37 protein-coding genes are annotated in these 25,364 nt (G+C 54.0%); 35 read left to right on the forward strand and 2 right to left on the reverse strand.

Annotation, left to right across the window (positions count from 1 at the left end; genetic code table 11):
- The 29 genes from A8710_RS12125 to rplQ form a co-directional block, all read left to right on the forward strand.
- A partial coding sequence (locus A8710_RS12125; protein ID WP_454557329.1) for an EF-Tu C-terminal domain-related protein occupies positions 1-123 on the forward strand: 123 nt, incomplete at its 5' end.
- Between the two features lie 252 nt (positions 124-375).
- On the forward strand, positions 376-687 hold the full coding sequence (gene rpsJ / locus A8710_RS11150; protein WP_022957085.1) for a 30S ribosomal protein S10: 312 nt from the start codon (positions 376-378) through the stop codon (positions 685-687).
- Positions 688-740: 53 nt separating this feature from the next.
- Complete coding sequence (rplC, locus tag A8710_RS11155) at positions 741-1,379, forward strand: 50S ribosomal protein L3 (RefSeq protein WP_068860819.1); 639 nt, start codon at positions 741-743, stop codon at positions 1,377-1,379.
- Positions 1,376-1,993: a 50S ribosomal protein L4 gene (gene rplD / locus A8710_RS11160; RefSeq protein WP_454557330.1), complete on the forward strand. Its 618-nt coding sequence runs from the start codon at positions 1,376-1,378 to the stop codon at positions 1,991-1,993. The genes rplC and rplD overlap by 4 nt, the downstream gene beginning before the upstream one ends.
- Positions 1,990-2,295, forward strand: coding sequence for a 50S ribosomal protein L23 (gene rplW / locus A8710_RS11165; RefSeq protein ID WP_068860823.1), 306 nt, complete (start codon positions 1,990-1,992; stop codon positions 2,293-2,295). Before rplD ends, rplW begins: the two co-directional genes overlap by 4 nt.
- 17 nt (positions 2,296-2,312) lie before the next feature.
- Complete coding sequence (rplB, locus tag A8710_RS11170; protein WP_068860825.1) at positions 2,313-3,137, forward strand: 50S ribosomal protein L2; 825 nt, start codon at positions 2,313-2,315, stop codon at positions 3,135-3,137.
- A 19-nt stretch (positions 3,138-3,156) separates the two neighbouring features.
- Positions 3,157-3,432, forward strand: a complete 276-nt coding sequence (gene rpsS / locus A8710_RS11175; protein ID WP_068860827.1) for a 30S ribosomal protein S19 — start codon at positions 3,157-3,159, stop codon at positions 3,430-3,432.
- 10 nt (positions 3,433-3,442) lie between these two features.
- A complete protein-coding gene (rplV, locus tag A8710_RS11180; RefSeq protein ID WP_068860829.1) occupies positions 3,443-3,778 on the forward strand; it encodes a 50S ribosomal protein L22 in 336 nt (111 codons plus the stop codon).
- Between the two features lie 12 nt (positions 3,779-3,790).
- On the forward strand, positions 3,791-4,492 hold the full coding sequence (gene rpsC / locus A8710_RS11185) for a 30S ribosomal protein S3 (RefSeq protein ID WP_068860831.1): 702 nt from the start codon (positions 3,791-3,793) through the stop codon (positions 4,490-4,492).
- A gap of 11 nt (positions 4,493-4,503) precedes the next feature.
- Positions 4,504-4,917, forward strand: coding sequence for a 50S ribosomal protein L16 (gene rplP / locus A8710_RS11190; RefSeq protein ID WP_068860833.1), 414 nt, complete (start codon positions 4,504-4,506; stop codon positions 4,915-4,917).
- Positions 4,917-5,108: a 50S ribosomal protein L29 gene (gene rpmC, locus A8710_RS11195; RefSeq protein ID WP_068860836.1), complete on the forward strand. Its 192-nt coding sequence runs from the start codon at positions 4,917-4,919 to the stop codon at positions 5,106-5,108. Before rplP ends, rpmC begins: the two co-directional genes overlap by 1 nt.
- 2 nt (positions 5,109-5,110) lie before the next feature.
- On the forward strand, positions 5,111-5,377 hold the full coding sequence (rpsQ, locus tag A8710_RS11200) for a 30S ribosomal protein S17 (protein WP_068860838.1): 267 nt from the start codon (positions 5,111-5,113) through the stop codon (positions 5,375-5,377).
- An 84-nt stretch (positions 5,378-5,461) separates the two neighbouring features.
- Positions 5,462-5,830 (forward strand): 50S ribosomal protein L14, encoded by a 369-nt coding sequence (rplN, locus tag A8710_RS11205; protein ID WP_068860840.1) that lies wholly within the window; start codon positions 5,462-5,464, stop codon positions 5,828-5,830.
- 12 nt (positions 5,831-5,842) lie between these two features.
- The gene (rplX, locus tag A8710_RS11210; protein WP_068860842.1) at positions 5,843-6,160 is read left to right on the forward strand and encodes a 50S ribosomal protein L24; all 318 of its coding nucleotides are present in this window, start codon (positions 5,843-5,845) and stop codon (positions 6,158-6,160) included.
- A 15-nt stretch (positions 6,161-6,175) separates the two neighbouring features.
- Complete coding sequence (gene rplE, locus A8710_RS11215) at positions 6,176-6,712, forward strand: 50S ribosomal protein L5 (protein WP_068860844.1); 537 nt, start codon at positions 6,176-6,178, stop codon at positions 6,710-6,712.
- 9 nt (positions 6,713-6,721) lie between these two features.
- Positions 6,722-7,027 carry a 30S ribosomal protein S14 gene (gene rpsN, locus A8710_RS11220; RefSeq protein WP_068860846.1) on the forward strand — a complete coding sequence of 102 codons (306 nt, stop codon included), beginning with the start codon at positions 6,722-6,724 and terminating at the stop codon, positions 7,025-7,027.
- Positions 7,028-7,039: 12 nt separating this feature from the next.
- Complete coding sequence (gene rpsH / locus A8710_RS11225) at positions 7,040-7,432, forward strand: 30S ribosomal protein S8 (protein WP_068860848.1); 393 nt, start codon at positions 7,040-7,042, stop codon at positions 7,430-7,432.
- Between the two features lie 12 nt (positions 7,433-7,444).
- Positions 7,445-7,978 carry a 50S ribosomal protein L6 gene (rplF, locus tag A8710_RS11230; RefSeq protein WP_068860850.1) on the forward strand — a complete coding sequence of 178 codons (534 nt, stop codon included), beginning with the start codon at positions 7,445-7,447 and terminating at the stop codon, positions 7,976-7,978.
- A gap of 15 nt (positions 7,979-7,993) precedes the next feature.
- Positions 7,994-8,344 (forward strand): 50S ribosomal protein L18, encoded by a 351-nt coding sequence (gene rplR, locus A8710_RS11235; protein ID WP_068860852.1) that lies wholly within the window; start codon positions 7,994-7,996, stop codon positions 8,342-8,344.
- 10 nt (positions 8,345-8,354) lie between these two features.
- A complete protein-coding gene (rpsE, locus tag A8710_RS11240) occupies positions 8,355-8,852 on the forward strand; it encodes a 30S ribosomal protein S5 (RefSeq protein ID WP_068860854.1) in 498 nt (165 codons plus the stop codon).
- Between the two features lie 4 nt (positions 8,853-8,856).
- Positions 8,857-9,033, forward strand: coding sequence for a 50S ribosomal protein L30 (gene rpmD, locus A8710_RS11245; protein WP_068860856.1), 177 nt, complete (start codon positions 8,857-8,859; stop codon positions 9,031-9,033).
- Positions 9,034-9,035: 2 nt separating this feature from the next.
- Positions 9,036-9,467 (forward strand): 50S ribosomal protein L15, encoded by a 432-nt coding sequence (gene rplO / locus A8710_RS11250; RefSeq protein WP_068860858.1) that lies wholly within the window; start codon positions 9,036-9,038, stop codon positions 9,465-9,467.
- Between the two features lie 41 nt (positions 9,468-9,508).
- On the forward strand, positions 9,509-10,840 hold the full coding sequence (gene secY / locus A8710_RS11255; RefSeq protein WP_198341703.1) for a preprotein translocase subunit SecY: 1,332 nt from the start codon (positions 9,509-9,511) through the stop codon (positions 10,838-10,840).
- 36 nt (positions 10,841-10,876) lie between these two features.
- Entirely contained in the window at positions 10,877-10,993 is a 117-nt protein-coding gene (rpmJ, locus tag A8710_RS12130; protein WP_082968850.1) for a 50S ribosomal protein L36, read from the forward strand.
- Positions 10,994-11,100: 107 nt separating this feature from the next.
- Positions 11,101-11,457, forward strand: coding sequence for a 30S ribosomal protein S13 (gene rpsM / locus A8710_RS11260; protein ID WP_068860859.1), 357 nt, complete (start codon positions 11,101-11,103; stop codon positions 11,455-11,457).
- 35 nt (positions 11,458-11,492) lie between these two features.
- Complete coding sequence (gene rpsK, locus A8710_RS11265; RefSeq protein WP_068860861.1) at positions 11,493-11,882, forward strand: 30S ribosomal protein S11; 390 nt, start codon at positions 11,493-11,495, stop codon at positions 11,880-11,882.
- 15 nt (positions 11,883-11,897) lie between these two features.
- Positions 11,898-12,521, forward strand: coding sequence for a 30S ribosomal protein S4 (gene rpsD / locus A8710_RS11270; protein ID WP_068860863.1), 624 nt, complete (start codon positions 11,898-11,900; stop codon positions 12,519-12,521).
- Between the two features lie 23 nt (positions 12,522-12,544).
- The gene (locus A8710_RS11275) at positions 12,545-13,552 is read left to right on the forward strand and encodes a DNA-directed RNA polymerase subunit alpha (RefSeq protein WP_068860865.1); all 1,008 of its coding nucleotides are present in this window, start codon (positions 12,545-12,547) and stop codon (positions 13,550-13,552) included.
- 31 nt (positions 13,553-13,583) lie between these two features.
- The gene (gene rplQ / locus A8710_RS11280) at positions 13,584-13,970 is read left to right on the forward strand and encodes a 50S ribosomal protein L17 (protein ID WP_068860867.1); all 387 of its coding nucleotides are present in this window, start codon (positions 13,584-13,586) and stop codon (positions 13,968-13,970) included.
- A gap of 76 nt (positions 13,971-14,046) precedes the next feature.
- Here the strand turns inward: rplQ and uvrA are convergent, their stop codons facing one another.
- Complete coding sequence (gene uvrA, locus A8710_RS11285; RefSeq protein ID WP_068860869.1) at positions 14,047-16,878, reverse strand: excinuclease ABC subunit UvrA; 2,832 nt, start codon at positions 16,876-16,878, stop codon at positions 14,047-14,049.
- Positions 16,879-17,022: 144 nt separating this feature from the next.
- Between uvrA and A8710_RS11290 the strand changes: the two genes are divergently transcribed.
- From A8710_RS11290 to gspD, 6 genes are all read left to right on the forward strand, one after another.
- Positions 17,023-18,384: an MFS transporter gene (locus tag A8710_RS11290; protein WP_068860871.1), complete on the forward strand. Its 1,362-nt coding sequence runs from the start codon at positions 17,023-17,025 to the stop codon at positions 18,382-18,384.
- 67 nt (positions 18,385-18,451) lie between these two features.
- Positions 18,452-18,970 carry a single-stranded DNA-binding protein gene (gene ssb / locus A8710_RS11295; RefSeq protein ID WP_068860873.1) on the forward strand — a complete coding sequence of 173 codons (519 nt, stop codon included), beginning with the start codon at positions 18,452-18,454 and terminating at the stop codon, positions 18,968-18,970.
- 154 nt (positions 18,971-19,124) lie between these two features.
- Positions 19,125-19,466: an H-NS histone family protein gene (locus A8710_RS11300; RefSeq protein ID WP_068860875.1), complete on the forward strand. Its 342-nt coding sequence runs from the start codon at positions 19,125-19,127 to the stop codon at positions 19,464-19,466.
- A 176-nt stretch (positions 19,467-19,642) separates the two neighbouring features.
- Complete coding sequence (locus A8710_RS11305) at positions 19,643-20,374, forward strand: hypothetical protein (protein WP_068860876.1); 732 nt, start codon at positions 19,643-19,645, stop codon at positions 20,372-20,374.
- A gap of 12 nt (positions 20,375-20,386) precedes the next feature.
- Positions 20,387-21,229, forward strand: coding sequence for a type II secretion system protein N (locus tag A8710_RS11310; protein ID WP_068860878.1), 843 nt, complete (start codon positions 20,387-20,389; stop codon positions 21,227-21,229).
- 5 nt (positions 21,230-21,234) lie between these two features.
- Positions 21,235-24,060 (forward strand): type II secretion system secretin GspD, encoded by a 2,826-nt coding sequence (gene gspD / locus A8710_RS11315; protein WP_068860880.1) that lies wholly within the window; start codon positions 21,235-21,237, stop codon positions 24,058-24,060.
- Here the strand turns inward: gspD and A8710_RS11320 are convergent.
- Positions 24,057-25,361, reverse strand: coding sequence for an ABC1 kinase family protein (locus A8710_RS11320; protein ID WP_068860882.1), 1,305 nt, complete (start codon positions 25,359-25,361; stop codon positions 24,057-24,059). The genes gspD and A8710_RS11320 overlap by 4 nt on opposite strands.
- Between the last annotated feature and the right edge of the window lie 3 nt (positions 25,362-25,364).

The raw sequence follows: 25,364 nt of genomic DNA on the forward strand, positions 1-25,364 counted from the left end.
GACAACATCAAGGTGAACGTTGTCCTGATCGCTCCAATCGCTATGGAAGAAGGTCTGCGCTTCGCCATTCGTGAAGGCGGTCGTACCGTCGGCGCGGGTGTTGTAGCTAAAATCTTCGCCTAAGGGTGAGTCAATGGGCCTGTTTCGACAGGCCCATTGAGTGGTAAACAATACTTAGCGGTATTGTGGGTGGAATATAAGGACTTTGCGTGATTAGTAGTTGCGCAACGAATAGATATCCACTACTATGCGCCACCCCTGACAACAGGGTGGTGTTACAGCCGGGGCATTGTTCCCGGACCGGTTTGTGAGAAGCCTTCCCCTGATAAGCAAGTCAGTGGTGGGCTAGTTCTTTTTTGCTTTGGAGTTGCTGGAATGGCTAGCCAGAGAATTCGCATCCGCCTGAAGGCGTTCGATCATCGTCTGATCGACCAATCGGCGCTTGAAATTGTCGAAACCGCGAAGCGTACAGGTGCCCAGGTTTGTGGCCCTATCCCGATGCCTACGCGTATCGAGCGCTTCAACGTCCTGACGTCTCCGCACGTCAACAAGGATGCGCGTGACCAGTACGAAATTCGTACTCACAAGCGTCTTGTGGACATCGTGATGCCAACGGATAAGACCGTTGACGCACTGATGAAGCTGGACCTCGCCGCTGGCGTGGATGTTCAGATCAGCTTGGGTTGATCGTTCAGCATTGAGTCTCTTGAGAGATCAAGTTGCTAAAGAGGTTTGAATAAATGGCTATTGGATTAGTCGGTCGTAAGTGCGGGATGACCCGCGTGTTCACGGAGGCTGGCGTTTCTGTGCCGGTCACTGTGATCGAAATCGATCCGAACCGCATCACACAAATTAAGTCGCTGGAAAGCGATGGCTACCAGGCTGTTCAAGTAACAACTGGTGAGCGTCGTGCTTCTCGCGTAACCAAGGCCATGGCTGGTCACTTTGCTAAGGCAAGTGTTGCAGCGGGTCGTGGCGTTTGGGAATTCCGTGTTGCTGGCGAAGAGGCTGCAGGCCTTGCCGTTGGCGGTCAGCTTGAAGTTACGCTGTTTAGCGTTGGTCAGGCCGTAGACGTTACCGGTGTTTCTAAAGGTAAGGGCTTCCAGGGTCCAGTTAAGCGTTGGAACTTCCGTACGCAAGACGCTACCCACGGTAACTCTGTATCGCATCGTGTCCATGGTTCCACTGGTCAAAACCAGAGCCCAGGCAAGGTGTTCAAGGGCAAGAAGATGGCCGGCCATATGGGTGCTGAGCGCGTCACTGTCCAGGGTCTGGAAATCGTTTCCGTTGATGTTGAGCGCAGTGTGCTCGTCATTAAGGGTGCCATTCCGGGTGCTACCGGTAACGACGTCATCGTACGTCCGTCCGTTAAGGCCTGAGGGAGATTAACGTGAACCTGAAGACTGTTTCCGGAGCAGCCTTAGAGCTCTCCGAAGTTGCCTTCGGCAAGGACTTCAATGAAGCCCTCGTACACCAAGTTGTCGTCGCCTACATGGCTGGCGCACGTCAGGGTACTAAGGCTCAGAAGTCCCGCGCAGAAGTCAGCGGTGGCGGCAAAAAGCCGTTCAACCAGAAAGGTTCGGGCCGTGCACGTGCCGGTTCGATCCGTAGCCCAATCTGGCGTGGTGGTGGCAAGAGCTTTGCTGCCCGCCCACAAGACTGGGATCAAAAGGTTAACCGCAAAATGTATCGCGGTGCCATGCAGTGCATTCTGGCCGAACTCGTTCGCCAGGATCGTTTGGTTTTCGTTGATGACTTCACTGTCTCGGCGCCAAAGACCAAAGAACTGCTGGGCAAGCTCAATGCTCTGGGTCTGAAAAATACCCTGATCATTACGGATGCTGTTGACGAGAATCTTTATCTCGCCGCACGCAACCTGCCGCATGTCGAAGTTATCGACACCACGGCTGTTGATCCGGTGAGTCTGATTGGCTTTGAGAAGGTGCTGATGTCTGTACCTGCAGCCAAGAAACTTGAGGTGGAACTGGGATGAACACAGAACGTCTGTTGCAGGTATTGCTTGCGCCGCATGTCTCTGAGAAGGCCACGATGATTGCTGAAAAGCATAATCAAGTGGTGTTCAAAGTTCGTCGCGACGCCAACAAGCTGGAAATCAAAAAGGCCGTGGAAACACTGTTTAAGGTCGAAGTTGCGTCGGTTAACACCACGCTGACTAAAGGCAAGAGCAAGCGTTTCGGCGGTTCCCTCGGTCGTCGTCAAGACTTCAAGAAGGCTTATGTCTCCTTGAAAGATGGCGCTCAAATCGACTTCGCCGCAGCTGTTGCAGCTGAGTAAGGGCCGGGAGTACTGACATGCCAATCGTAAAATGTAAACCGACTTCCCCGGGTCGTCGCTTTGTTGAGAAGGTCGTTCATGACCATCTTCACAAAGGTCGTCCGCACGCTCCGCTCGTTGAGAGCAAAAAGCGTTCCGGTGGTCGTAACAACAATGGCCATATCACAATGCGTCACATTGGTGGTGGTCACAAGCAGCTTTATCGCGTCATCGATTTCAAGCGCGGCAAGGACGGCATTCCGGCCGTTGTTGAGCGTATTGAATATGACCCGAACCGTACCGCGCATATCGCTTTGTTGAAGTATGCTGATGGTGATCGTCGTTACATGGTGGCCCTCAAGGGTCAGCAAGTTGGCGATGCTGTGATGTCCGGCGATGCCGCTCCGATCAAGGTCGGTAACGTGCTTCCGCTGCGTAACATGCCGCTCGGTTCGACCATTTGCTGCATCGAATTGAAGCCAGGCAAGGGTGCACAGTTAGTGCGCTCGGCGGGTACTTCGGCTCAGTTGCTCGGTCGCGACGGTGCATACGCCATTGTGCGTCTGCGTTCGGGCGAAATGCGCAAGATTCATGTGGATTGCCGTGCTGCCTTCGGCGAAGTGTCCAACAGCGAGCACAGCCTGCGCTCACTGGGTAAGGCTGGTGCCAGTCGCTGGCGCGGTATTCGACCAACAGTTCGTGGTATGGCCATGAACCCGGTTGACCATCCGCACGGTGGTGGTGAAGGCCGTAACAAGGGCATTCAGCCGGTGTCGCCATGGGGCACGCCATCCAAGGGTTACAAGACCCGTAACAACAAGCGTACGAGCGGCATGATTGTCCGCGACCGTCGCGTCAAGTAATGGGTAGAGGAGAGCCACTATGCCTCGTTCACTGAAAAAAGGTCCGTTTGTAGACACTCACCTGTTCGTTAAGGTGGAAGCTGCAGCGGCCGTACATTCCAAGAAGCCCATCAAGACCTGGTCGCGTCGTTCGATGATTCTCCCAGAAATGGTTGGCCTGACAATTGCCGTGCATAACGGCAAGCAACATATCCCGGTCCTCGTGACTGAGCATATGGTCGGCCACAAACTGGGTGAGTTCTCGCCGACTCGTACCTATCGTGGTCACGCTGTCGACAAAAAGTCGAAGCGATAAGGAGAGCATGATGGAAGCTATCGCCAAATTGCGTGGCGCGCCGATCTCGGCCCAGAAAGCCCGCCTCGTCGCTGACCAGGTTCGTGGTTTGAAGATTGAGCTGGCGCTGAACACGCTGACGTTCAGCAACAAGAAGGCTGCTCACTTTGTTAAAAAAGTGATCATGTCGGCTATTGCTAACGCCGAACATAACCAGGGTGCGGATGTGGACGAACTTCGTGTCGCCACTATCTGTGTGGATGAAGGCATCACGCTGAAGCGTATTCAGCCGCGTGCTAAAGGTCGCGCTGATCGTATCAGCAAGCGTACCTGCCACATCACCGTCATCGTGGCCGAAGGCAAGTAAGGGGCTGAAGAAATGGGTCAGAAAGTTCATCCAATCGGTATTCGCCTGGGCATCGTTAAGAAGCACAACGCGAACTGGTACGCCAGCCCGAAGCAATACGCTGAATTCTTGCTCGCCGACCTCCAGGTGCGCGACTTCCTGAACGAGCGCCTAAAGGCAGCTTCGATCAGCAAGATCCTCATCGAGCGTCCGTCCGAGAATGCGCGCATCACGATCTCCACAGCTCGCCCAGGCGTTCTGATTGGTAAGAAAGGTGAGGACGTAGAACGTCTGCGCCGTGATGTTGCCAAGCTGATGAAGATGCCGGTGCAGATCAACATCGACGAAATCCGCAAGCCGGATCTCGATGCGAAGTTGGTTGCAGACAGCATCGCGTCGCAGCTCGAGCGTCGTGTGATGTTCCGTCGCGCCATGAAGCGCGCTGTACAGAACTCCATGCGTGCCGGTGCTAAGGGTATCAAGGTCGAAGTTTCGGGTCGTTTAGGCGGCGCTGAAATCGCACGTACCGAATGGTACCGCGAAGGCCGCGTGCCACTACATACCCTGCGTGCAGACATCGATTATTCGATTGTTCGTGCAGAAACAACTTACGGCTGTATCGGCGTCAAGGTGTGGATTTTCAAGGGCGAAATCCTTGGTGGTATGGAGCAGGTAGCTGCCCCGACCCCAGTGGAAGAAGCTCGTCCCGCCAAGAAGCGCGGTGCGAAGAACTAAGGGGTTGAGAGATGTTACAGCCTAAGCGTACCAAGTTTCGTAAGGTCCATAAGGGCCGCAACACGGGTCTGGCACTTCGTGGCAGTTCCGTGGCATTCGGCACGATCGGCCTGAAGTCGATTGAGCGTGGTCGTATTACGGCCCGTCAAATCGAAGCTGCTCGTCGTGCAATTTCCCGTCGCGTAAAGCGTGGTGGCAAGATCTTTATCCGTGTTTTCCCGGATAAGCCGATCACACAAAAGCCACTCGAAGTACGTATGGGTAAAGGTAAAGGTAGCGTGGAATACTGGGTTGCCGAAATTCAGCCAGGCAAGATGCTGTACGAAATCGAGGGTGTTGCTGAATCCTTGGCTCGTGAAGCCTTCACCTTGGCTGCCGCTAAGCTTCCTTTGAAGACCACTATCGTGACTCGGACGGTGATGTAATGAACGCCAAAGAATTGCGTGAAAAAAGCGTCGAAGACCTGAACAAGGAACTCGACAACCTGAACCGTCAGCAGTTCACTCTGCGCATGGCTCAGGCCACTGGTCAGCTGACTCAAAACAGCAAGATCGGCGTTGTTCGTAAGAGCATCGCTCGTATCAAGACCCTTCTGACCGAGAAGCAAGGTAACTGATCATGACGGAACAGAACCAAATTCAGCGCACGCTGACCGGCAAAGTCGTCAGCAACAAGATGGACAAGTCCATCACTGTTCTGATTGAACGTAAAGTCAAGCACCCGGTGTACGGCAAGTACATCACTCGCTCGACCAAGCTGCATGCGCATGATGAACAAAATGTTTGCCAAGAAGGCGACATTGTTACGATCTCCGAGTGCCGTCCATTGTCCAAAACTAAAAATTGGACTTTGGTGGCTGTCGTCGAAAAGTCCGACGCTCGCTGAGTTTGAATTGCGGCCGAAGGCCGCATCAGTTATCATTTCGCGCCCCGCGAGTCGGGGTCCCATTTTTTGGGTTTGGAGAGAGCAATGATTCAGACCGAAACGATGCTCGAGGTCGCTGACAACAGCGGCGCTCGTCGCGTCATGTGTATCAAGGTATTGGGCGGTTCGCACCGTCGTTATGCCTCGGTCGGTGACGTCATCAAGGTCACAGTGAAGGAAGCGATTCCTCGTGGCAAGGTCAAGAAAGGCGACGTAATGAACGCTGTTGTAGTGCGTACCAAAAAAGGTATTCGCCGCGCAGACGGTTCGTTGATTCGTTTTGATGACAACGCCGCTGTGATTCTGAATAACAACAAGGCACCGATCGGCACCCGTATTTTCGGGCCGGTGACTCGTGAACTGCGTACAGAACAGTTCATGAAGATCATCTCCCTCGCGCCTGAAGTGCTTTAAAGGTAAAGAGTGATGGCAAAGATCAAGCGTGACGACGAAGTGGTCGTGATTGCAGGCAAGGACAAGGGTAAGCGCGGCAAAGTTGCAAGCGTTCTCGAAGGTCGTGTCGTTGTCGCCGGGATTAACCTGGTGAAAAAGCATGTCAAGGCCAACCCGAACAAGGGCGAGCAGGGCGGTATCTTGGAGCGCGAAGCGTCCCTCGATATTTCCAATGTCGCTTTGTTCAATCAGGCAACCCAGAAGGCAGACCGAGTCGGTTATAAGGTACTTGAAGATGGCGAGAAGGTTCGCGTATTCAAGTCCACCGGCGAAGTTGTCGACATCAAGTAAGGTAGATTGGTTGAAATGGCCAGACTGAAAGCTGTTTACAAGAACGAGATCGCGCCTAAGCTGCAGGCGGAGCTCGGTCTCAAGAATGTGATGGAGATTCCTCGCATCACGAAGATTACTCTGAATATGGGAGTGGGCGGTGCTAGCCAAGATAAGAAGCTTATCGATGGCGCCGTGGCCGATATGCAGCTGATTTCTGGCCAGAAACCCGTTGTCACGCTCACTCGTAAATCCATCGCTGGCTTCAAAATCCGCGACGGTTGGCCCATTGGCTGCAAAGTGACGCTTCGCGGCGACATGATGTACGAATTCCTGGATCGACTGATTGGTATCACGATTCCTCGTATTCGCGACTTCCGTGGTTTTAGCCCGAAGTCGTTTGATGGTCGCGGGAACTATAGCCTCGGTATCAAAGAACAAATCGTGTTCCCTGAAATCGAATACGACAAAATCGAGAAGCTCCGCGGTCTCGACATCGTCATTACCACATCGGCTCGCACCGATGAAGAAGGTCGCGCACTGCTGCGTGCCTTCCAATTCCCGTTCAAGTGAGACTGAATCATGGCTAAGAAAAGCATGTTGAACCGCGAAGCCAAGCGCGAAAAGCTGGTCGCGAAGTACTCCAAACTGCGCGGCGAATTGAAGGCCACTATTGCTAGCGTGACTGCGACTGACGAAGAGCGTTGGGCTGCCATTCTGCGTTTGCAGGATCTGCCACGTGATTCGAGCCCTTCGCGTTTGCGCAATCGTTGCGGCATCACAGGTCGTCCTCACGGTTTCTTCCGTAAGTTCGGCTTGGGTCGTATCAAACTGCGTGAAGCAGTGATGCGTGGTGATGTTCCCGGCGTCGTTAAGGCCAGCTGGTAAGAGGATTTTAGAATGAGTATGCAAGATACCGTTGCGGACATGCTGACCCGCATCCGCAATGCCCAACGCGCCGGCAAGCCGACCGTTGGCATGCCATCGTCCAAGCTGAAAGTGTCCTTGGCGAAGCTGCTGCAAGATGAAGGCTACATTGCTTCTGCTGATGTTTCGGCGGAAGTGAAGCCGGTACTGACGCTCGCCCTCAAGTATTACGAAGGCAAGCCAGTTATCGAAGAAATCAAGCGCGTGAGCCGTCCAGGCCTGCGTATTTACAAAGGCAAGGATGACCTGACCCGCGTTAAGCAGGGTCTGGGCATTCTGATTGTCTCCACCAACAAGGGCATCATGACTGACCGCGCCGCACGTGCTGCTGGCGTTGGTGGTGAAGTCATCGCTCTCGTTTCGTAAGGATGACTGAAGATGTCTCGTGTAGCTAAATCGCCGGTCACTATCCCTGCTGGGGTTACAGTGACCATTAACGGTCAGGATGTGCAGGTTAAGGGCGCCAAGGGCGAACTCTCTACCGTATTGCATAGCCTGGTCGCTATCGCTCAGGAAGGTACTGAGCTGAAGCTGAGCCCGCGTGAAGACTCGCAGGCTGCGTGGATGCAGGCTGGTACCGCTCGTGCAGTAATGAACAACCTCGTTATCGGCGTTTCTGCTGGTTTCGAGCGTCGTTTACAGCTCATCGGTGTGGGTTATAAGGCTGCGGCTAAGGGTAAGGTTCTGAACCTCGCTCTCGGTTTCTCGCACCCTGTTGACTACAACCTGCCAGAAGGTGTGACCGCGGAAACGCCAACACCAACTGAAATCATCCTGAAGTCGGTCAACAAACAGTTGCTCGGCCAGGCCGCCGCCAATGTGCGCGCTTATCGTCCGCCAGAGCCTTATAAGGGCAAGGGTGTGCGTTACGTAGGTGAAAATGTCCTACGTAAAGAAGCGAAGAAGAAGTAACGGGTAGGTATCGTCATGAACGAAAAGAAAGTAGCTCGCCTGCGCCGTTCGCGCAGCACGCGCATCAAAATTCGCGAACAACGTGCAGTGCGTCTCTGCATTAACCGCACCCCACGCCACATGTACGCACAGCTGTTTTCGGCTTGCGGCGGCACAGTTCTGGCTCAGGCTTCCACGCTTGATGCGGTTCTGCGCGATGGCGCTACCGGTAACGTCGATGCAGCCCAGAAAGTGGGTGCGCTGCTCGCTGAACGTGCTAAAGCTGCGGGTGTCACTAAAGTGGCATTCGATCGCTCTGGCTTTAAGTATCACGGCCGTGTCAAAGCACTGGCTGACGCCGCGCGTGAAGCCGGTCTGGAATTCTAAGGGTTGAATCATGGCTAAGCTTGAACAAAACGAAGGTTTCGTCGAGAAGCTGGTTGAAGTCAACCGAGTTTCCAAGACGGTGAAAGGCGGTAAGATTTTCGCTTTTACAGCACTGACAGTGATTGGCGATGGCAATGGCCGCGTTGGTTTCGGTCGCGGTAAAGCACGTGAAGTTCCAGCGGCCATTCAAAAGGCTCTGGAAGCTGCTCGTCGCAACATGATCCAGGTTGATCTTAATGGCACAACTATTCAGCACCCAATCAAGGGTCAGCACGGCGCAACGCGCATTTACATGCAGCCTGCTTCTGAAGGTACTGGCGTTATCGCTGGTGGCGCTATGCGTGCTGTTCTGGAAGTTGCTGGCGTGCAAAACGTGCTCGCTAAGTGCTACGGCTCGACCAATGCCAATAACGTGGTTCACGCTACGTTCAATGGTTTGTCGTCCATGACTAATGCTGATCAGGTCGCTGCTAAGCGTGGTCTGACAGTTGAAGAAATCCTGGGGTAATCAGATGAAAACCATCAAGGTTACGCAAGTGCGCTCCAGCGCACACAAACTCAAGAACCACAAGCTTTGCTTGTTGGGCTTGGGTCTGCGTCGCATCGGCCATTCGGTTGAAGTGATTGATACGCCGTCAAACCGCGGCATGATCAACAAGGTTCACTACCTTGTGAAGGTGGAGGGTTAATCATGTACCTGAATGATCTGCAACCGGCCGAGGGTTCGACCCACGCGCCAAAGCGTCGCGGTCGCGGTATCGGTTCTGGCTTAGGCAAGACCGGTGGCGTGGGTGTTAAGGGCCAGAAGTCACGTGGTAAGGGCAAAGTCCGTACCGGTTTCGAAGGCGGCCAGATGCCATTGTATCGTCGTCTTCCAAAGTTCGGCTTTACTTCGCTCAAGCAACAAGTAACGGCTGAAGTTCGTCTTTCCGAAATCGCTCATGTTGAAGGCGAAATCACATTGGATAGCCTGAAGGCTGCCAATATTGTTCGTAAAGACATGGTTCGTGCTCGCATCATCCTGTCGGGTGAAGTGGCTCGTGCCGTAACTGTTAAAGGCGTTGCAGTGACCAAGGGCGCGCGCGCTGCTATTGAAGCAGCTGGCGGCAAGGTCGAGGAATAAGCACGATGGCAAACACCGGTAACAAGCAACAAGCGCGTGAGATGCTCCAAAATCCTGGTATGCAAAAAGGCATGTCCGAGCTTTGGCAACGTATCGGCTTTTTGTTGTTTGCTTTGCTGGTGTTTCGCCTCGGCGCCCATATTCCTGTTCCGGGCATCAATCCGGATCAGCTAGCCGCCCTGTTTGACCGCAATAAAGACACCATCTTGAGCTTGTTCAACATGTTCTCGGGTGGTGCTTTAGAGCGTATGTCCATTCTTGCATTGGGCATCATGCCGTACATTTCGGCCTCTATTATTATGCAGCTGGCTTCGAGTGTGATTCCTTCCCTCGAAGCGCTGAAGAAAGAAGGTGAGTCTGGCCGTCGTCAGATTAATCAATACACGCGGTACGCTACGGTCTTGCTGGCATTAGTCCAGGCCATTGGTATGTCAGTTGGTCTGCAGTCCCAGGGCATTACCATCGCTACGGGTATGGCTTTTTATGTTCCCGCCATTGTCTCCCTCGTTGCCGGCTCTATGTTTTTGATGTGGCTTGGAGAACAAATTACCGAGCGCGGTGTAGGCAACGGTATTTCCATGCTTATTTTTGCCGGTATCGTTGCGGGTATGCCCAGCGCAATTGGTGGAGCACTTGAGTCTGCTCGTCAGGGTGAAATCAGTGTTATTGGTTTGATTGTTGTGGGTGTACTTGCGCTTGCTGTCGTGGCTGCTGTGATCTTTATGGAGCGCGGTCAACGTCGTATCACAGTGCAGTACGCTCAGCGTCAGCAGGGTAGAAAAGTGTTTGCGGCACAGCAAAGCCACCTTCCTTTGAAGTTGAACATGGCTGGCGTGATCCCTGCTATTTTTGCTAGCTCGTTGCTCTTGTTCCCAGCGAGCTTGGGGCAATGGTTTGCTCAGGCGCCTAATCCAAATGCTGTTCAGCGTGCCCTGCAAGAAGTATCGCTGTTGTTGGCTCCCGCACAGCCTTTGTACTTGGTCTTGTTCGCAGCCTTAATTATTTTCTTCTGCTACTTCTATACGGCGTTGGTATTTAACCCTCGTGACGTAGCAGACAATTTAAAGAAGTCGGGTGCCTATATTCCAGGTATTCGTCCGGGCGAGCAAACCAGCCGCTATATCGATTCTGTTCTTGGTCGTCTGACCCTGATCGGTGCAATTTACATTGCTGCAGTGTGTTTGCTGCCGATGATTTTGCAAGTTGCCTTCAATGTGCCGTTCTACCTCGGTGGTACGTCCTTGTTGATCGTGGTGGTGGTGGTCATGGACTTTATGTCTCAGGTCCAGTCCCATCTGATGTCCCATCAGTATGAATCCCTGATGAAGAAAGCCAACCTCAAGGGTTTCGGCCCGGCTGGCCAGATTCGTTAATTCGTTCATCACTGATTTTGTTGGAGAAGTTGAACCATGAAAGTTCAAGCCTCAGTAAAGAAAATTTGCGGCAACTGCAAGATCGTTCGTCGTAATGGAAGCCTGCGGGTTATTTGCAGCGCGGAACCGCGCCACAAACAGCGCCAGGGTTAATTCTCAGTTATTGGTTGCTTTAGACTGTTGGAGTCGTTAGACTCTCGCGCCTTTCGTGCATAGTCTGAATCACCAGTCTGATACGCCAAGAAGTGGAGTAAAGGTCAATGGCTCGTATAGCCGGCGTCAACATTCCTGATAACAAGCATGCGGTCATCTCGCTGACCTACATCTTTGGTATCGGTCGCACAACATCTGCCAAGATCCTCGAGGCAGTTGGTATTGCTCCGGCTACTAAGATTAAGGAGCTAACAGATGCGCAGCTAGATCAGGTGCGTGCTCAAGTGGCTACTGTTACAACAGAGGGTGACCTCCGTCGTGAAGTATCCATGAACATCAAGCGTCTCATGGACCTGGGTTGCTACCGTGGCATTCGCCACCGTCGCGGTCTGCCGGTTCGTGGTCAGCGCACTAAGACCAATGCTCGTACTCGTAAGGGTCCGCGCAAGGCACTTAAGAAATAAATTTCATTCATTCTGCTGAACTCGGAAGCTAAAAGATGGCAAAAGATAATTCGCGCGGTCGCAAGAAGGTGACCCGTCAGGTCACCGACGGCATCGCGCACATTCATGCTTCTTTTAATAACACCATTGTGATGATTACCGATCGTCAAGGTAACGCACTGGCCTGGGCCACCTCCGGTGGTCAGGGCTTCCGCGGTTCCCGCAAGTCCACCCCATTTGCCGCCCAGGTGGCCGCCGAAGTAGCTGGTAAAGCTGCCCAGGAATACGGTCTAAAGAATCTGGATGTGCAAGTTAAGGGTCCGGGCCCGGGCCGCGAGTCCGCCGTGCGTGCTTTAAACGCAGTGGGTTATAAAATTAATAGCATTTCAGATGTGACGCCTATCCCGCACAACGGGTGTCGTCCTTCCAAAAAGCGTCGCGTGTAAGAGGAGACTGGGAAAATGGCTCGTTATATTGGTCCCAAGTGCAAGCTCTCCCGTCGCGAAGGCGTCGATCTTCAATTGAAGAGCGGCGTCCGCGCACTGGATTCGAAGTGCAAAGCGGATACCCCACCAGGTCAACACGGCGCGTCCCGCAAGGGTCGTATGTCGGACTTCGGTACCCAGCATCGTGAAAAGATGAAAGTTCGTCGTATCTACGGCGTGCTTGAGCGTCAGTTCAGCAACTACTACAAGGAAGCTGCCCGTATTAAGGGTGCTACCGGTGAGAACTTGCTGCAACTGCTCGAATCGCGTCTCGACAACGTTGTTTATCGCATGGGCTTCGGTTCGACCCGTTCGGAAGCACGTCAGCTGGTTAGCCACCGTGCCATTTTGGTCAACGGTGTTCGCGTCAACGTCGCCTCCATTCAGGTGTCGGCTGGTGATGTGATTTCTCTGCATGAGAAAGCTAAAGCGCAGCTGCGTGTTAAGAATGCTCTGGAACTCGCTGCACAGCGCGGCATTCCAGCATGGTTGACCGTTGATGCGACGAAGATGGAAGGTACTTTCAAGTCTCGTCCTGAGCGCAGTGATCTGTCTTCAGATATCAACGAAAACTTGATCGTTGAACTGTACTCCAAGTAATCGATTGATTTGAGGTCTCTTCCATGTCACAGGTCAATGAGTTTCTGACACCGCGCAGCATTGCTGTACAGGCTGTCAGTGGCAACCGCGCCAAGGTGACCCTGGAGCCGCTAGAGCGCGGCTTCGGTCACACATTGGGTAACGCGTTGCGTCGCATTCTGCTCTCGTCCATGCCTGGCGCTGCCGTGGTGGATGTTGAGATTGAAGGCGTTGAACACGAATACAGCGCCATCGAAGGTGTTCAGGAAGATGTCATTGAAATCCTGTTGAACCTGAAAGGCCTTGCTATCAAGTTGTTCGAACAACAGGAAGCTGTTCTGCACATCGACGCTAAAGGTCCATGCGTAGTTACAGCCGGTGATTTAACGATTCCACACAATGTTGAAATCGTTAATCCAGAGCATGTCATTGCCACATTAGGTAGCAACGCTCATCTTAAGATGAAGCTGCGTGTTGCTCGTGGTCGTGGTTATGAGCCAGCTGACTCGCGTTATGACGACGAAGAAACGCGTCCGATTGGCCGTCTGCTGCTCGATGCTTCGTTCAGCCCTATCCTTCGCGTTGCTTATGTCGTTGAGAGTGCTCGTGTAGAACAGCGCACTGACCTCGACAAGCTAGTGATTGACTTGGAAACCAATGGCACCATCGAAGCAGAAGAAGCGATCCGTCGCGCTGCTACGGTTTTGCAACAACAGATCTCGGTCTTTGTAGACTTAGAGTCTGATGCTGCTCCGGTTGCTGCTGGTGGCGCAGGTCCGGATGTAGATCCGATCTTATTGCGTCCGGTTGACGATCTGGAATTGACTGTTCGTTCAGCCAATTGCTTGAAAGCAGAAAACATTTACTACATTGGTGATCTGGTCCAGCGCACCGAAGTAGAATTGCTGAAAACGCCGAACTTGGGCAAGAAGTCGCTGACCGAAATCAAGGATGTATTGGCTTCCAAGGGCTTGTCCCTCGGTATGCGCCTTGATAACTGGCCTCCGGCTAGCCTGCGTAACGATGACCGTTTGAATTTTCGCGGTCGTTGATCGGCAACTGAATTAGTGTAGGAAAACTGCCATGCGTCATCGTAATAGTGGTGTAAAACTCGGCCGCACCAGCAGCCACCGTATGGCCATGTTCCAGAACATGGCAGTGTCTCTGTTTGAGCACGAACTGATTCGCACAACTCTGCCGAAAGCGAAAGAACTTCGCCGTATCGCCGAACCGCTAATCACGCTTGCCAAGCACGACAACGTTGCAAACCGCCGTTTGGCATTTGCTCGTACGCGTTCGAAAGAAATCGTCGGCAAGTTGTTCACTGTTCTCGGCCCACGCTACAAAGAGCGCAATGGTGGTTACCTGCGTGTTCTGAAAGCTGGTAACCGTCCTGGTGACAACGCGCCTATGGCGTACGTCGAACTGGTTGATCGTGCCATTGCTGGTGCAGCGGTTGATGCTGAATAAGCATTAATGGTTGAGTTAAAAAAACCGGCTTAGGCCGGTTTTTTTTCGTCTGTATAGTCGCTCTTGGCGAGGCAGCTTAGCGCTGCATGGCCAAGAGCGGAGCTAAAAAGCGCCCGGTATGTGATAGCTCTACTAGGCAAATCTGCTCAGGAGTGCCAGTCGCTAGGATCTCGCCGCCGCTTTCGCCGCCCTCTGGCCCTAGGTCTATGACCCAGTCCGCTGTTTTAACGACATCTAGGTTGTGCTCAATAATGACGACCGTGTTGCCTTGGTCGCGTAGGCGGTGAAGCACGCCCAGTAATTGCTGAATATCATGAAAGTGTAGGCCGGTCGTGGGCTCATCCAGAATGTACAGCGTACGCCCGGTGTCACGTTTTGAGAGCTCTCGTGACAGCTTCACACGCTGCGCTTCGCCGCCGGACAATGTGGTGGCTGCCTGACCCAGTGTGATGTAAGACAGCCCCACATCCATTAGCGTCTGTAGCTTCCTCGCGAGTGCAGGAACGGCATCAAAGAAATCACGTGCAGCTTCCACGGTCATCTCTAAGACTTCAGTGATGTTCTTATTTTTATAGCGAATGTCTAATGTTTCGCGGTTATAGCGTTTGCCTTTGCAAACATCGCAGGGCACATACACATCGGGTAGGAAGTGCATTTCAACCTTAATAACGCCATCGCCCTGACAAGCTTCGCAGCGGCCACCTTTCACGTTAAAGGAGAATCGGCCGGGTCCGTAGCCGCGAGATCTTGCTTCTTGAGTTCCGGCAAAGAGCTCGCGTACTGGGGTAAAAATACCGGTATAGGTTGCCGGATTAGAGCGCGGGGTGCGGCCAATCGGGCTTTGATCAATATCAACGACCTTATCTAAAAGCTGCATGCCTTCAATGGCATCGTGTTCGGCTGGTGTCCTTTCGGCAGCCCCGTTAAGTGCATGTGCGGCAACGGGATACAACGTGGCATTGATGAGGGTGGACTTGCCGGAGCCTGATACGCCCGTGACACAGGTCATTAGCCCCAGCGGAATTTCTGCCGTGACATTCTTCAGGTTATTTCCGCGGGCACCGACCAGCCGGAGTACTTGCTCTGGATTATACGGATGGCGCTTCTTGGGGATTTCAATGCGCTTACGCCCGGAGAGGTAATCCGCTGTTAAGGAGCCTTCGGTGCTCAGTAGGTCTTCATAGCTGCCCGAGGCAATGACACGTCCGCCGTGTATGCCGGCGCCGGGGCCAATGTCGATGACATAATCCGCAGCTCGAATAGCGTCCTCGTCATGTTCAACGACGAGAACAGAGTTACCTAGATCGCGCAGATGCACCAAGGTCGCCAGTAGTCGCTCGTTGTCTCGTTGATGTAAGCCAATGGATGGCTCATCAAGCACATACATGACACCGACTAGGCCGGCACCGATTTGTGATGCCAAGCGAATACGTTGCGCCTCTCCACCCGATAAGGTGTCTGCCGAGCGGTCGAGACTGAGATAGTCTAAGCCCACGTTCACCAGGAACTGTAAGCGTTCGCGAACTTCCTTCAGGATCTTTTCGGCTATCTCGCCTTTCGCGCCCGGTAAGCGCATGAGCGCAAAGGTTTCGTTAGCCTTAGCGATAGGGAGTCTCGAAATCTGCGGTAAGTTCAGTTCGTTGATGAATACGTTGCGCGCTTCGCGTCGAAGTCGTGAGCCGCCGCAGTCGGAGCATGGGGCAGAGTTAAGTAGCTGGCCCAGCTCTTCGCGCACGCTATTCGATTCGGTTTCGCGATAGCGTCGCTCGAGGTTTGTGAGAATCCCCTCGAAACTGTGCTCACGAATCACTTGCTTGCCGCGGTCGCCCACATAAGTGAACTGAATCTCATCGTCTCCAGAGCCATGAAGCAGGATGTGTTGAATCTTTGGGGTGAGTTTTTCCCACGCGGTATCAAGCTCGAAGCGATAGTGCTGGGCTAATGATTCCAGCATCGCATAATAATAAAAATTGCGACGGTCCCAGCCCTTTATCGCGCCCTCAGAAAGTGAAAGCTCGGGATGATTAATCAGTCGTTTGGGGTCAAAAAACTGCTTAACACCTAGGCCGTCACAGCTTTGGCAGGCACCTGCGGGGTTATTAAATGAAAATAAGCGAGGTTCAAGTTCGGTAATGGAGTAACCGCAGTGCGGGCAGCTAAACCGTGCGGAGAAGACTTGCTCTGGCAGGCTGCCATCTAAGCTGGCGATCCAGGCCACGCCCTCGGCAATGCGTAATGCCGTTTCGAAGGATTCGGCCAGGCGTAGGCTGAGGTCGGGGCGTACTTTAAAGCGATCAACCACTACCTCAATCGTGTGTTTCTTTTGTTTGTCGAGCACCGGCGCTTCGTCTAAATCGACGACAAGGCCGTTAATGCGAGCGCGCACAAATCCTTCCGCTTTGAGTTTCTCAAAAACATGAAGATGCTCGCCTTTGCGCTCACGAATGACGGGGGCGAGTAGCATCAGCCCCGTACCTTCAGGCAACGCCAAAACATGGTCGACCATTTGGCTGACGGTTTGAGCGGCAAGCGCAACATCATGATCTGGGCAGCGCGGGGTGCCGGCCCGGGCAAACAGCAGTCTTAGGTAGTCGTGAATTTCCGTGATGGTGCCAACCGTGGAGCGCGGGTTGTGGGATGTGGACTTTTGTTCAATAGAGATGGCTGGCGAGAGCCCCTCAATATGATCCACGTCCGGCTTTTCCATGAGGGATAGGAATTGCCGCGCATAAGCCGACAGCGACTCAACATAGCGGCGCTGGCCTTCCGCATAGAGCGTATCAAAGGCGAGTGAGGACTTACCGGAGCCGGACAGCCCCGTGATCACCACAAACTTGTTGCGTGGAATATCGACATCAATATTTTTTAAATTGTGGGTTCGGGCCCCGCGAACTTTAATGCTACTCATGCCGTCTCAGCGCGCTCGTAAAAATCAATCAAGCAGTATACGCAAAACTCATGGCATGGCGCAGAGAACAGACTGTTGCGTGTTCAGTTCTTCGAGGCGAAAGCACTGTTACACTATCGCCTTTCTATAGAGTGTTTGTCTGAAATGTCCCGTTATTCGCCACTCGAGCGCCGCGCTGTCTTTTCGTTGTCAGGCCTTTTTTCGCTGCGAATGATTGGTCTTTTCATGATCCTGCCGGTCTTTTCTGTCTATGGCACGACGCTGAGTGGCGCAACTCCGCTCTTAATAGGCCTGGCAGTGGGCGCATACGGGCTGGCGCAGCTGATGCTGCAAATCCCCTTTGGTTTATTGGCGGATCGTTATGATCGCCGCCGGTTAATTCTGATTGGATTGGCCCTGTTTGCTTTGGGTGGTGCTATTGCTGCGCTCTCAACGTCGATCTGGGGCGTGATTTTTGGGCGCTTTCTGCAGGGCTCGGGCGCAATTTCTGCGGTTGTGATGGCCTTAATGTCGGATACCGTGCGTGAAGAAAATCGCACCAAAGCCATGGCGACGATAGGCATGAGTATTGGTGTTTCATTTGCAGTCGCCTTCGTGCTTGGCCCGGTGCTGGCGAATGCGGTAGGGCTATCGGGACTATTTGCTGCTACTGCGCTGATGGGCGTTGCGGCGATCTTCATTGCGCTGAAGTTCGTGCCAAGGGCGGCCGTTGCTCGAAGGCAACTGCCGCTGCGCTATCGCGAGCAACTGGTGGCACTTTCGCGTCATCCTGAATTATCGCGGCTGAATATGGGCATTTTTACCCTGCATTTAGTCATGACAGCCTGTTTTGTGGCGTTGCCGCCATTGCTCGTTTCCGCAGGCTTGCCCGTGGCAAAACATGGCTGGTTATATTTGCCGGTTATGCTGCTGGCATTTATTGCGCTGATTCCTGCCGTGATTGTGGCTGAACGACAGCAGCGAATGAAGGAGGTCTTCCTATTTGCCATCGTCATGCTCGCGATGGCGATGGTGGCACTGTCGCAGGCACAGGGCTTGGTCGCGTTAATTGCAGCGGTGTGTCTGTTCTTTTTCGCCTTTAATCTGTTGGAGGCCTTGTTGCCGTCGCTGGTCAGCAAAGTCAGCCCTGCTGGTAGCAAGGGAACGGCGATGGGGATATACAGTAGTAGCCAGTTTCTGGGGGCTTTTTTGGGTGGCATTCTCGGCGGCTTAAGCCATAGTTTGCCGGGGCAGCTCAGTATCTTTGTGATTCTTGCGCTCGTGGTATTACTTTGGATAGGGCGTGCTGCAGGAATGAGTCAGCCGCGTTATGGCAAGAGCCTAACACTCCAGCCGTTACCCGGCGTATTACTGACAACAGCACAGATTGAGGCGCTGCAAGCACTGGTGGGCGTGGAAGAGCTAGTGCACTTGCCGGAAGAGTCTGTGGTGTATTTAAAAGTTGATCCAAAGCAATGGTCAGACAGTGCCTTGTCCGGCTGGCCAGTGAAAATTTTACCGACGTGACTAGCGGGGCGCCGATGCGTGCTCTACAGTTCTGTCACAACAATAAGCCCTTGGGGTGGAGTGAGTTATGCGTGGCGTTAACAAAGTCATTTTAATTGGCAATTTGGGCAAAGACCCCGAAGTGCGCTATCTGCCATCAGGCGGCGCTGTGGCAAACATTACCGTAGCCACGAGTGAGTCTTGGAAAGATAAAAATACCGGTGCGATGCAAGAGCAGACGGAATGGCATCGTGTGGTTTTTTATGGCCGTTTAGCTGAAATTGCAGGCGAGTATTTGCGCAAGGGCTCTAAGGTTTATTTAGAGGGCTCATTGCACACGCGCAAATGGCAGGATAAACAAACCAACCAAGATCGATATAGCACTGAAATTAAGGGTAACTCCTTGCAAATGCTAGACACCAAGGGTGGCGGGCAATCCAATAGCTATGAGGGCGGCGAAGATCAGAGCATGCCTAATTATGCAGACTTTGATGCGCCAGCCGCTCAAGCTCCACGCGCGGCAGCGCCAAGGCCTAATCCGTCTGCTCCAGCCCGCCCTGCGGCTCCAGCAGCAATGGAAAGCTTTGATGACGATATTCCCTTTTAATGGGATCAAGGCCAATGTGATTTTCTGAATTAACCCCTGACTTTCAGGGGTTAATTATTTTAAACAGTAAATTTATTCATTAAGCCTTGTTGACTGCGCTCATAATGGATATATTTCGCTAGTTATTTATTAATCAGCACTTGAGGGTATATTCATGGCTAAGCAGTTAAATGCAATGTCTGTTCAGGAATTGGAAGCCCTGATTCAAAAAGCGCAGGAGCTCATTGATGCCAAGAAGGCACAAGCCAGCAAATTGCAAGGTGCACGTGCTGAAATCGAGCGTATTGCTCGTGAGGCAGGTGTAAGCGTTGCTGAGTTGGTCGCACAGGCTGGCGGCGGTAAAGTGGCCAAGGCGGCCTCAACGCGCCCACCGGTTCCTGCGAAGTATCGCAATCCTGCAGATGCCAGCCAGACCTGGACGGGCCGTGGTAAGCGCCCACGCTGGTTGGCCGATGCCATTGCTGCCGGCGCTGCTCAAGATAGCTTTCTCATCTAAGCTATGGTCGTGCGGTAACTGAAAAAGCCACCCTTGCGGTGGCTTTTTTCGTTCACGCAAAACACACAAGCATGAAGGTGTTTTCAGGCTATTATCACGAACCTTTACAGTGTGCTGACATTGGGTCGCGGGGTCGGCGAGGATATGCGGTGTTAGGAAGAAAGCAAAAATGGTTCATGATGGCGATGCCCATTGTCATTGTGCTTCTTGTTTCACTGGTGCTTCATGCGCCGGCTAGCTTAGTCGTTTCACGACTAGCACCGGTGATGGCGGCAAATGGCGCCGATGCGGGTAGTGTCGCCTTGGGCGGAACCTTGCTTGACGGTCAATTGCAAACGCGACGTCAAGGCATGCCTCTTTACATTGCTTGGCAGTTACAGCTGAGTTCGCTGTGGCGTTTTGCCTATGGCGCTGACCTCATCTTGGGTGGTCCGGTCGCACTAAAAGCTAACTGGCAGAAGCAACCCGGCCAGTGGTCCTTGCAGGTTACGGATGTGCTTACTCAGGCGGGCGATGCCAGTTGGCTGTTGCCGCAATTGGTGATGCCGGCGTGGCGCAGCGACACCATGCAGTTTGCTCGCAACACAAAGGGCGAGTGGCTTAATGCGTCGGGCGAGCTAGTGACTCAAGGCGGTTTGCTGAGACTGAACTTGCAAGGCCAAATTCAGGAAATGCAAATTCCTGCAGCCTTACTGCGCTGGCGTATCGTTAATCAGAACTTGGTCGGCGAGTTGTCGCAGCGTGCTGATGGCGGCGCCTTAGCTGCGGTAACATTAACGGCAGATCAGCGCATTCAGTGGCAAATCCGTGAGCGACTCCTGCGACTGAAGCCGGGCTATCTTGGCAAGAATGATTTGGACTTGGTGGTGTTGACGGTGTCAGAGCCGTTATCGTCCCAGGGCGGTTAATAGGAAATGATGATGGATTCAGCGCAGTGGCGAGATCGATGGCAATCCTTATGGCGAGATCCTGCGGGGTCGGTGATCGCCATGCTTGCCCTGACGCTGGTCGCAACCCTAGTGGCTTGGCAGTTGGGTAAAGTTCTTTGGGTGTTTAGCGCGGGCGCGTCACAGCGCTTGCAGCCCCCTGCGTCAGGGCCGGTGGTGGTCTTGCCGTCACGAATTGAGCCGCAACGTATTGCTGGACTGTTTGGTGAGACAGAAAGTGCCCCGGCGGCATCCAGCGAGCAAAGCACCACCTTGCAACTCAGGCTGGACGGGGTTATGACGAATCCCTCGCGTCAGCTTGCGAGAGCATTTATTGCGGATCGCACAGACAATAAAGTACAAATTTATCGCCCGGGCGATGCCTTGCCGGGTGGTGCAGAGCTGTTGCGCGTAGAAGAAAGTCTGGTGGTATTAAGCCGTAACGGACAAGAAGAAACACTGCGTTTTGATAAGCCTGGCACACCAGCGCCGGGAGCTAACGCACCGAATACCCCAATGCCAAACACCGCTGCACAAACACAAAATGCCTTGGGTGCTGCCGCTAGTCGCTTAGCCAACTCACCGATGGCCGCGTTGCGACAGATGGGCTTGCGCCGAACGTCGCAGGGATACATCGTGAGCATCACGGCACCCAAAGACATGCTGCAGCGCTTCGGCTTGCAGCCCGGTGATCGCATCGTCAGTGTCAATAACCAAGCAGTGGGTAAAGACCTTGATGCAGACCAAAAAACCATGAGCCAGTTGCAACAGGCGGGCAGTGCTCGCGTGGAAGTGCAGCGTGGCGCACAAACCATCACACTCGAACAGAAATTGTGAGCCTCATGAACATGCCTCCTTTGAAACCCCTCGCACTTAGTCTGTTACTGCTGATGGCCCCCTCCGTGTGGGCGGAAAAGACGTGGAAAATTAACCTGAAAGATGCCGACATTTCTGCGCTTGTGAATGAAATGGCGGAAATCACCGGTAAGAACTTTGTCGTTGACCCTCGTGTTAAAGGCAATGTCACGGTTATTTCCAGTCGCGCCATGTCATCGTCGGAGCTGTACGAGCTATTCCAAAGCGTTTTGAGCATTAATGGCTTTGCAGCGGTACCGAATGGCCCTGTCATTAAAATTCTGCCAGATACCAATGCGCGCCAATCCGGTGTGCGTGTGGATGCTGCGGGCCTGGGTAGCGGTGAAACGTTGGTGACCCGCGTCATCATGCTTCAGCAAGCGAATGCCAATGAGCTGTTAGCGGCCCTGCGCCCCATGATGCCGCAGTTTGCACACATGGCCTCGGTGCCGGGTGCCAATGCCTTAATCATTTCGGATCGCGCGAATAATGCCGACGCCATGGAGGCGGTGATTCGTGAGCTGGATAGTGGGCAGCCAGACGATGCGATTGAAATTATTCCGTTGCGGAATGGTAAAGCCGAAGACCTCATTAATATATTAGAAACGATGGAGGCTGGCGGTGCGGCGGCCGGTCGTGATGGCAAGGCGCCGGGCAAGGTACGCATTGTGGCCGATGAGCGAACCAATCGCTTGCTGGTGCGCGGCGATAAGGCGTTGCGTGATCGTGTTCGCGCCATGATCCGTAACTTGGATGAAGCGCCCGAGCAGAGTGATGAGGTCGTTAAGGTCTTCCGCTTGAAATATGCCAATGCTCGCCAAGTCGCTGAAGTGTTGCGTGGCGTGCTGGCGGATGAGAAAGATAAATCCAGTACCACGACGAGTGCCGGAGCGAGTTCGCCATCGAGCGGCACCACCAACCTCAGTAGCAATGGTGATAGCGGCTCAGGTCGCAGCCAGCCGGGCACAACCACGATTACCGTGGGCTCATCCAGCCTGATTGCCGACGAGTCACAAAACGCCCTTATTGTGCGGGCTAGCCCTCGCCAAATTCGCCAAATCGAAACCATCTTGGTCGACTTGGACTCGCGCCGTGCGCAGGTGCTAATCCAGGCCGCGATTGTTGAAGTCTCGGGTGATAACGCAGCCCAGCTCGGCGTGCAGTGGGCCTATGGCTCGCCCACCTCCGGTGTTGGTGTGATTAACTTTAATAACGCAGGCGCGAGTGCCGTTAGTTTGGCCACGGCGGCCGCTACCGGGAATTTCGCCAGTGCGGGCATTGGCCAAGGCGCGCTCTTAGGTATTGGCACATCCAGCAAAGACAGTAATGGCGACCGCACCTTCATTGGGGCATTGATTCAGGCCCTGAACTCGGTCGCCGACGCTAACTTGCTGTCGACACCCAGTATCATGACCTTGGTCAATCAAGAAGCCAAAATTGTGGTGGGTCAGAACGTGCCGTTTATTACCGGCTCGACGGGTACGGCAGGCTCCGGCGTCACCAACCCCTTCACCACCATTCAACGCCAAGATGTGGGTATTACCTTGAAGGTCACCCCATCGCTGAGCGAAGGCGGCACCGTGCGCCTAGATGTGGAGCAGGAAGTATCCTCTGTGGTGCCCTCCGTTGATGGCATTCGCTCCTCCGACATCATCACCAATAAGCGCTCGATTAAAACCAGCATTTTGGCTGACGACGGTCAGACCATTGTATTGGGCGGCTTAGTTCAGGACGATGTGAAGAAGTCGACCAGCAAAGTGCCTTTCTTGGGCGACTTGCCGGGCGTGGGCGTGCTGTTCCGTGCCACCAGCGAATCACGGGTAAAACGCAATCTGTTGGTGTTCTTACAGCCCACTATTCTTCGTGATGCAGCGTCTGCTGCTGCGCTGACGCAGAAGCAATATGCCTCTGTGCGTCGCGTGGACTTGGGTCTGGATAAGGAAGGTCGTCTGACGCGTTTGCCTGCAAATATCCAAGAGATCTATCAGGGCGGCTTGCAGCGGGATGCGCGCAATGCGCCAGTAAAGGCCGCACCTGCGCCAGTGGCGCCAGCAGCCAATGCGCCTAAAGCCCCAGCGTCAGCGGCTCCAGCGCCTGTAAAGGCGCAAACGCCGGCGCCACAAGCGCGTAACGATGAAAACGCCCCCCAGGTGTATGCCGCCGATAATGCCGCAGCCATTCAGGCTCAGCCGTTGTCGTTGGCCGACGTGGAGACACAAGCGCTTCGTCCTCAGCCTGCACCTGCCGCCGCGCCCGCGCCCGCACCTGCACCGCGCCGGGCTGTTCAACCAGCCCCCTCGCAGGCCAGCTATGTGCCGCCATCAACAAATCCTGACCCCAGTGCAAAGCCATTCAGTGCGGTCTCCGCAGACCCTGTAGCGGCAGCGTATGCACCGTATCAGCCGGTACAGCAAATCGACGCACGACCCGCTGAGAGAGTTGAGCCAGCCAGTAAGGTGCGCGAAGAGTCTGACTTCAGGCCACAGGCTAAGCCTTTCATGGACGATCAGGATCCCGCCTTGCAAGCGGAGCAAACGCCACCGACTTCGAAAAAGAAGTCGAAAAAGTCAGAGCCGAAGTCTGCGCCTAGCGATCGCCCTGGGATGCGCAAAATCACCACGGCCAGTGGTGGCGTTTATTACGTGCCGGAAAATCCAACATCGACCCCTGAGCCAGGTGCTGCTCAGGCACAGCCTGCCGCAACCACAGCGTCGGGCAGCGAAAAGTCCGGCATGCGTGAGATTCGTACCAGCAGTGGTGCGGTGTATTACGTACCAGACACCGCGCCAGCTGAGTCCTCCAGCGCGCCTTAAGGCGTGGGTAATACGGTGTGCAGTAATGGCCTGAGTGCCAACTGCGCACCGAGTTGCCTTAAGTTCCAGTAGTGTCCGCCCAAGGCACGATTGACCATCACGGTTTCTGGTACGGGTTGAAAGGCCCGCCAATGTGGCAGTGACTCGCGACTCAACGCAATCACCCGTTCAGCCAGGGGGAAGCGGCCAAAGTCGGTGGGCTCCTCGCTAAAACTCTCCTGCATCAAGTCCAGCCACGGTCTATAAAACGACGCTGCTAGCGCCGGCGTATGTTCCGTTTGGCGTGCGCCCAACGCAATTAAGCCGTGCTCAATGGCGGCGCTATCGCCCGCGAGAGCAGCACGAGTCATGTTGGCGTAGCAACGCAAAATATGCGGCGAGACTTTTTTGATGCAGCCGAAATCGTAAATCACCAGTGAGCCATCCAGCCTTGCGGCGAAGTTGCCCGGATGGGGGTCACAGTGAATTTCGCCAAACTGATAGAGCTGACGACCTAGGGCCTGAAACAGCGTTGCCGCGATTTGATTGCGTAAGTTCTGGTCGTAGCGCTCATCGAGCTGGCCTAGGCTATCGCCTGGTTCGAAGCTCAGGGTGAGTACGCGGGTATTGCTCAGCTCGGTCAGTACGGCGGGAATCACAATGCGCGGATTGTCCGCGTGATAGTGCCGAAAACGCTCAATAGCGGCGGCCTCAATGCGGTAATCCAGCTCAGCTTTTAGGCTCTGCTCAATTTCACGGAAGAGGGCGTCGAGAATGTCATTTTTAACGGGAAGCACTCGCGCTATTTTGAGTGCAACTTTTAGCTGCTTGAGATCGGCCGCAACAGCGGCATCCACGCCGGGATACTGCACTTTCAGCACGACTTCTCGGCCATTGTGTAGGCGGGCGCGATGCACTTGCGCGAGCGATGCACTGGCAATGGGCTGTTGCTCAATGTCGAGGAAATGACGGTTGAGGTCCGGGCCAAAGGCCTCTTGCAGGCGGGGCAGTATCGCGCTGAACGGTTGTGCTGGCGCATCGTTTTGTAAGCGCGTGAGCGCATCCACCAGCTCGGCAGGCAGAAGGTCGCGGTATTGCGAGACCACTTGCCCGACCTTCATCACCGCGCCTTTCATTTCGCCCAGCGTGGCCGCGATCTCCGTGCCGATGCGCGTGTACAACGCGGCATCTTGGGCGTTGCGTACGCTGCCATCTTGCCAAAGCCGCTGCCAGCGATCTCGGGCGGCGTGGCCGCTAATGCGAGCGGTCATGCCGGCCAGTTTGAGCAGGCGTTTCGTGGTCGGGCGCGGTGTGTCGGTCATAAA

It is taken from the genome of Perlucidibaca aquatica (assembly GCF_001676655.1).
In the GTDB taxonomy this organism is placed as follows: Bacteria; Pseudomonadota; Gammaproteobacteria; order Pseudomonadales; family Moraxellaceae; genus Perlucidibaca; species Perlucidibaca aquatica.

Bases quoted from the DNA above. Each gene is read 5' to 3' on its own strand.
- uvrA (WP_068860869.1), bottom strand. From the start codon at position 16,878: ATGAGTAGCATTAAAGTTCGCGGGGCCCGAACCCACAATTTAAAAAAT.
- rpsE (WP_068860854.1), top strand. From the start codon at position 8,355: ATGGCTAAGCTTGAACAAAACGAAGGTTTCGTCGAGAAGCTGGTTGAA.
- rpmJ (WP_082968850.1), top strand. From the start codon at position 10,877: ATGAAAGTTCAAGCCTCAGTAAAGAAAATTTGCGGCAACTGCAAGATC.
- rplB (WP_068860825.1), top strand. From the start codon at position 2,313: ATGCCAATCGTAAAATGTAAACCGACTTCCCCGGGTCGTCGCTTTGTT.
- rplO (WP_068860858.1), top strand. From the start codon at position 9,036: ATGTACCTGAATGATCTGCAACCGGCCGAGGGTTCGACCCACGCGCCA.
- rpmC (WP_068860836.1), top strand. From the start codon at position 4,917: ATGAACGCCAAAGAATTGCGTGAAAAAAGCGTCGAAGACCTGAACAAG.
- rplR (WP_068860852.1), top strand. From the start codon at position 7,994: ATGAACGAAAAGAAAGTAGCTCGCCTGCGCCGTTCGCGCAGCACGCGC.
- rpsD (WP_068860863.1), top strand. From the start codon at position 11,898: ATGGCTCGTTATATTGGTCCCAAGTGCAAGCTCTCCCGTCGCGAAGGC.
- rplQ (WP_068860867.1), top strand. From the start codon at position 13,584: ATGCGTCATCGTAATAGTGGTGTAAAACTCGGCCGCACCAGCAGCCAC.
- A8710_RS11300 (WP_068860875.1), top strand. From the start codon at position 19,125: ATGGCTAAGCAGTTAAATGCAATGTCTGTTCAGGAATTGGAAGCCCTG.
- rplV (WP_068860829.1), top strand. From the start codon at position 3,443: ATGGAAGCTATCGCCAAATTGCGTGGCGCGCCGATCTCGGCCCAGAAA.
- A8710_RS11305 (WP_068860876.1), top strand. From the start codon at position 19,643: ATGATGGCGATGCCCATTGTCATTGTGCTTCTTGTTTCACTGGTGCTT.
- rpmD (WP_068860856.1), top strand. From the start codon at position 8,857: ATGAAAACCATCAAGGTTACGCAAGTGCGCTCCAGCGCACACAAACTC.
- gspD (WP_068860880.1), top strand. From the start codon at position 21,235: ATGAACATGCCTCCTTTGAAACCCCTCGCACTTAGTCTGTTACTGCTG.
- rplC (WP_068860819.1), top strand. From the start codon at position 741: ATGGCTATTGGATTAGTCGGTCGTAAGTGCGGGATGACCCGCGTGTTC.
- rpsC (WP_068860831.1), top strand. From the start codon at position 3,791: ATGGGTCAGAAAGTTCATCCAATCGGTATTCGCCTGGGCATCGTTAAG.
- rplP (WP_068860833.1), top strand. From the start codon at position 4,504: ATGTTACAGCCTAAGCGTACCAAGTTTCGTAAGGTCCATAAGGGCCGC.
- rpsN (WP_068860846.1), top strand. From the start codon at position 6,722: ATGGCTAAGAAAAGCATGTTGAACCGCGAAGCCAAGCGCGAAAAGCTG.
- rplW (WP_068860823.1), top strand. From the start codon at position 1,990: ATGAACACAGAACGTCTGTTGCAGGTATTGCTTGCGCCGCATGTCTCT.
- A8710_RS11290 (WP_068860871.1), top strand. From the start codon at position 17,023: ATGTCCCGTTATTCGCCACTCGAGCGCCGCGCTGTCTTTTCGTTGTCA.
- rplF (WP_068860850.1), top strand. From the start codon at position 7,445: ATGTCTCGTGTAGCTAAATCGCCGGTCACTATCCCTGCTGGGGTTACA.
- rplE (WP_068860844.1), top strand. From the start codon at position 6,176: ATGGCCAGACTGAAAGCTGTTTACAAGAACGAGATCGCGCCTAAGCTG.
- rpsM (WP_068860859.1), top strand. From the start codon at position 11,101: ATGGCTCGTATAGCCGGCGTCAACATTCCTGATAACAAGCATGCGGTC.
- rpsQ (WP_068860838.1), top strand. From the start codon at position 5,111: ATGACGGAACAGAACCAAATTCAGCGCACGCTGACCGGCAAAGTCGTC.
- rpsJ (WP_022957085.1), top strand. From the start codon at position 376: ATGGCTAGCCAGAGAATTCGCATCCGCCTGAAGGCGTTCGATCATCGT.
- A8710_RS11320 (WP_068860882.1), bottom strand. From the start codon at position 25,361: ATGACCGACACACCGCGCCCGACCACGAAACGCCTGCTCAAACTGGCC.
- rplN (WP_068860840.1), top strand. From the start codon at position 5,462: ATGATTCAGACCGAAACGATGCTCGAGGTCGCTGACAACAGCGGCGCT.
- A8710_RS11275 (WP_068860865.1), top strand. From the start codon at position 12,545: ATGTCACAGGTCAATGAGTTTCTGACACCGCGCAGCATTGCTGTACAG.
- rpsH (WP_068860848.1), top strand. From the start codon at position 7,040: ATGAGTATGCAAGATACCGTTGCGGACATGCTGACCCGCATCCGCAAT.
- rpsK (WP_068860861.1), top strand. From the start codon at position 11,493: ATGGCAAAAGATAATTCGCGCGGTCGCAAGAAGGTGACCCGTCAGGTC.
- rplX (WP_068860842.1), top strand. From the start codon at position 5,843: ATGGCAAAGATCAAGCGTGACGACGAAGTGGTCGTGATTGCAGGCAAG.
- A8710_RS11310 (WP_068860878.1), top strand. From the start codon at position 20,387: ATGGATTCAGCGCAGTGGCGAGATCGATGGCAATCCTTATGGCGAGAT.
- ssb (WP_068860873.1), top strand. From the start codon at position 18,452: ATGCGTGGCGTTAACAAAGTCATTTTAATTGGCAATTTGGGCAAAGAC.
- secY (WP_198341703.1), top strand. From the start codon at position 9,509: ATGCTCCAAAATCCTGGTATGCAAAAAGGCATGTCCGAGCTTTGGCAA.
- rpsS (WP_068860827.1), top strand. From the start codon at position 3,157: ATGCCTCGTTCACTGAAAAAAGGTCCGTTTGTAGACACTCACCTGTTC.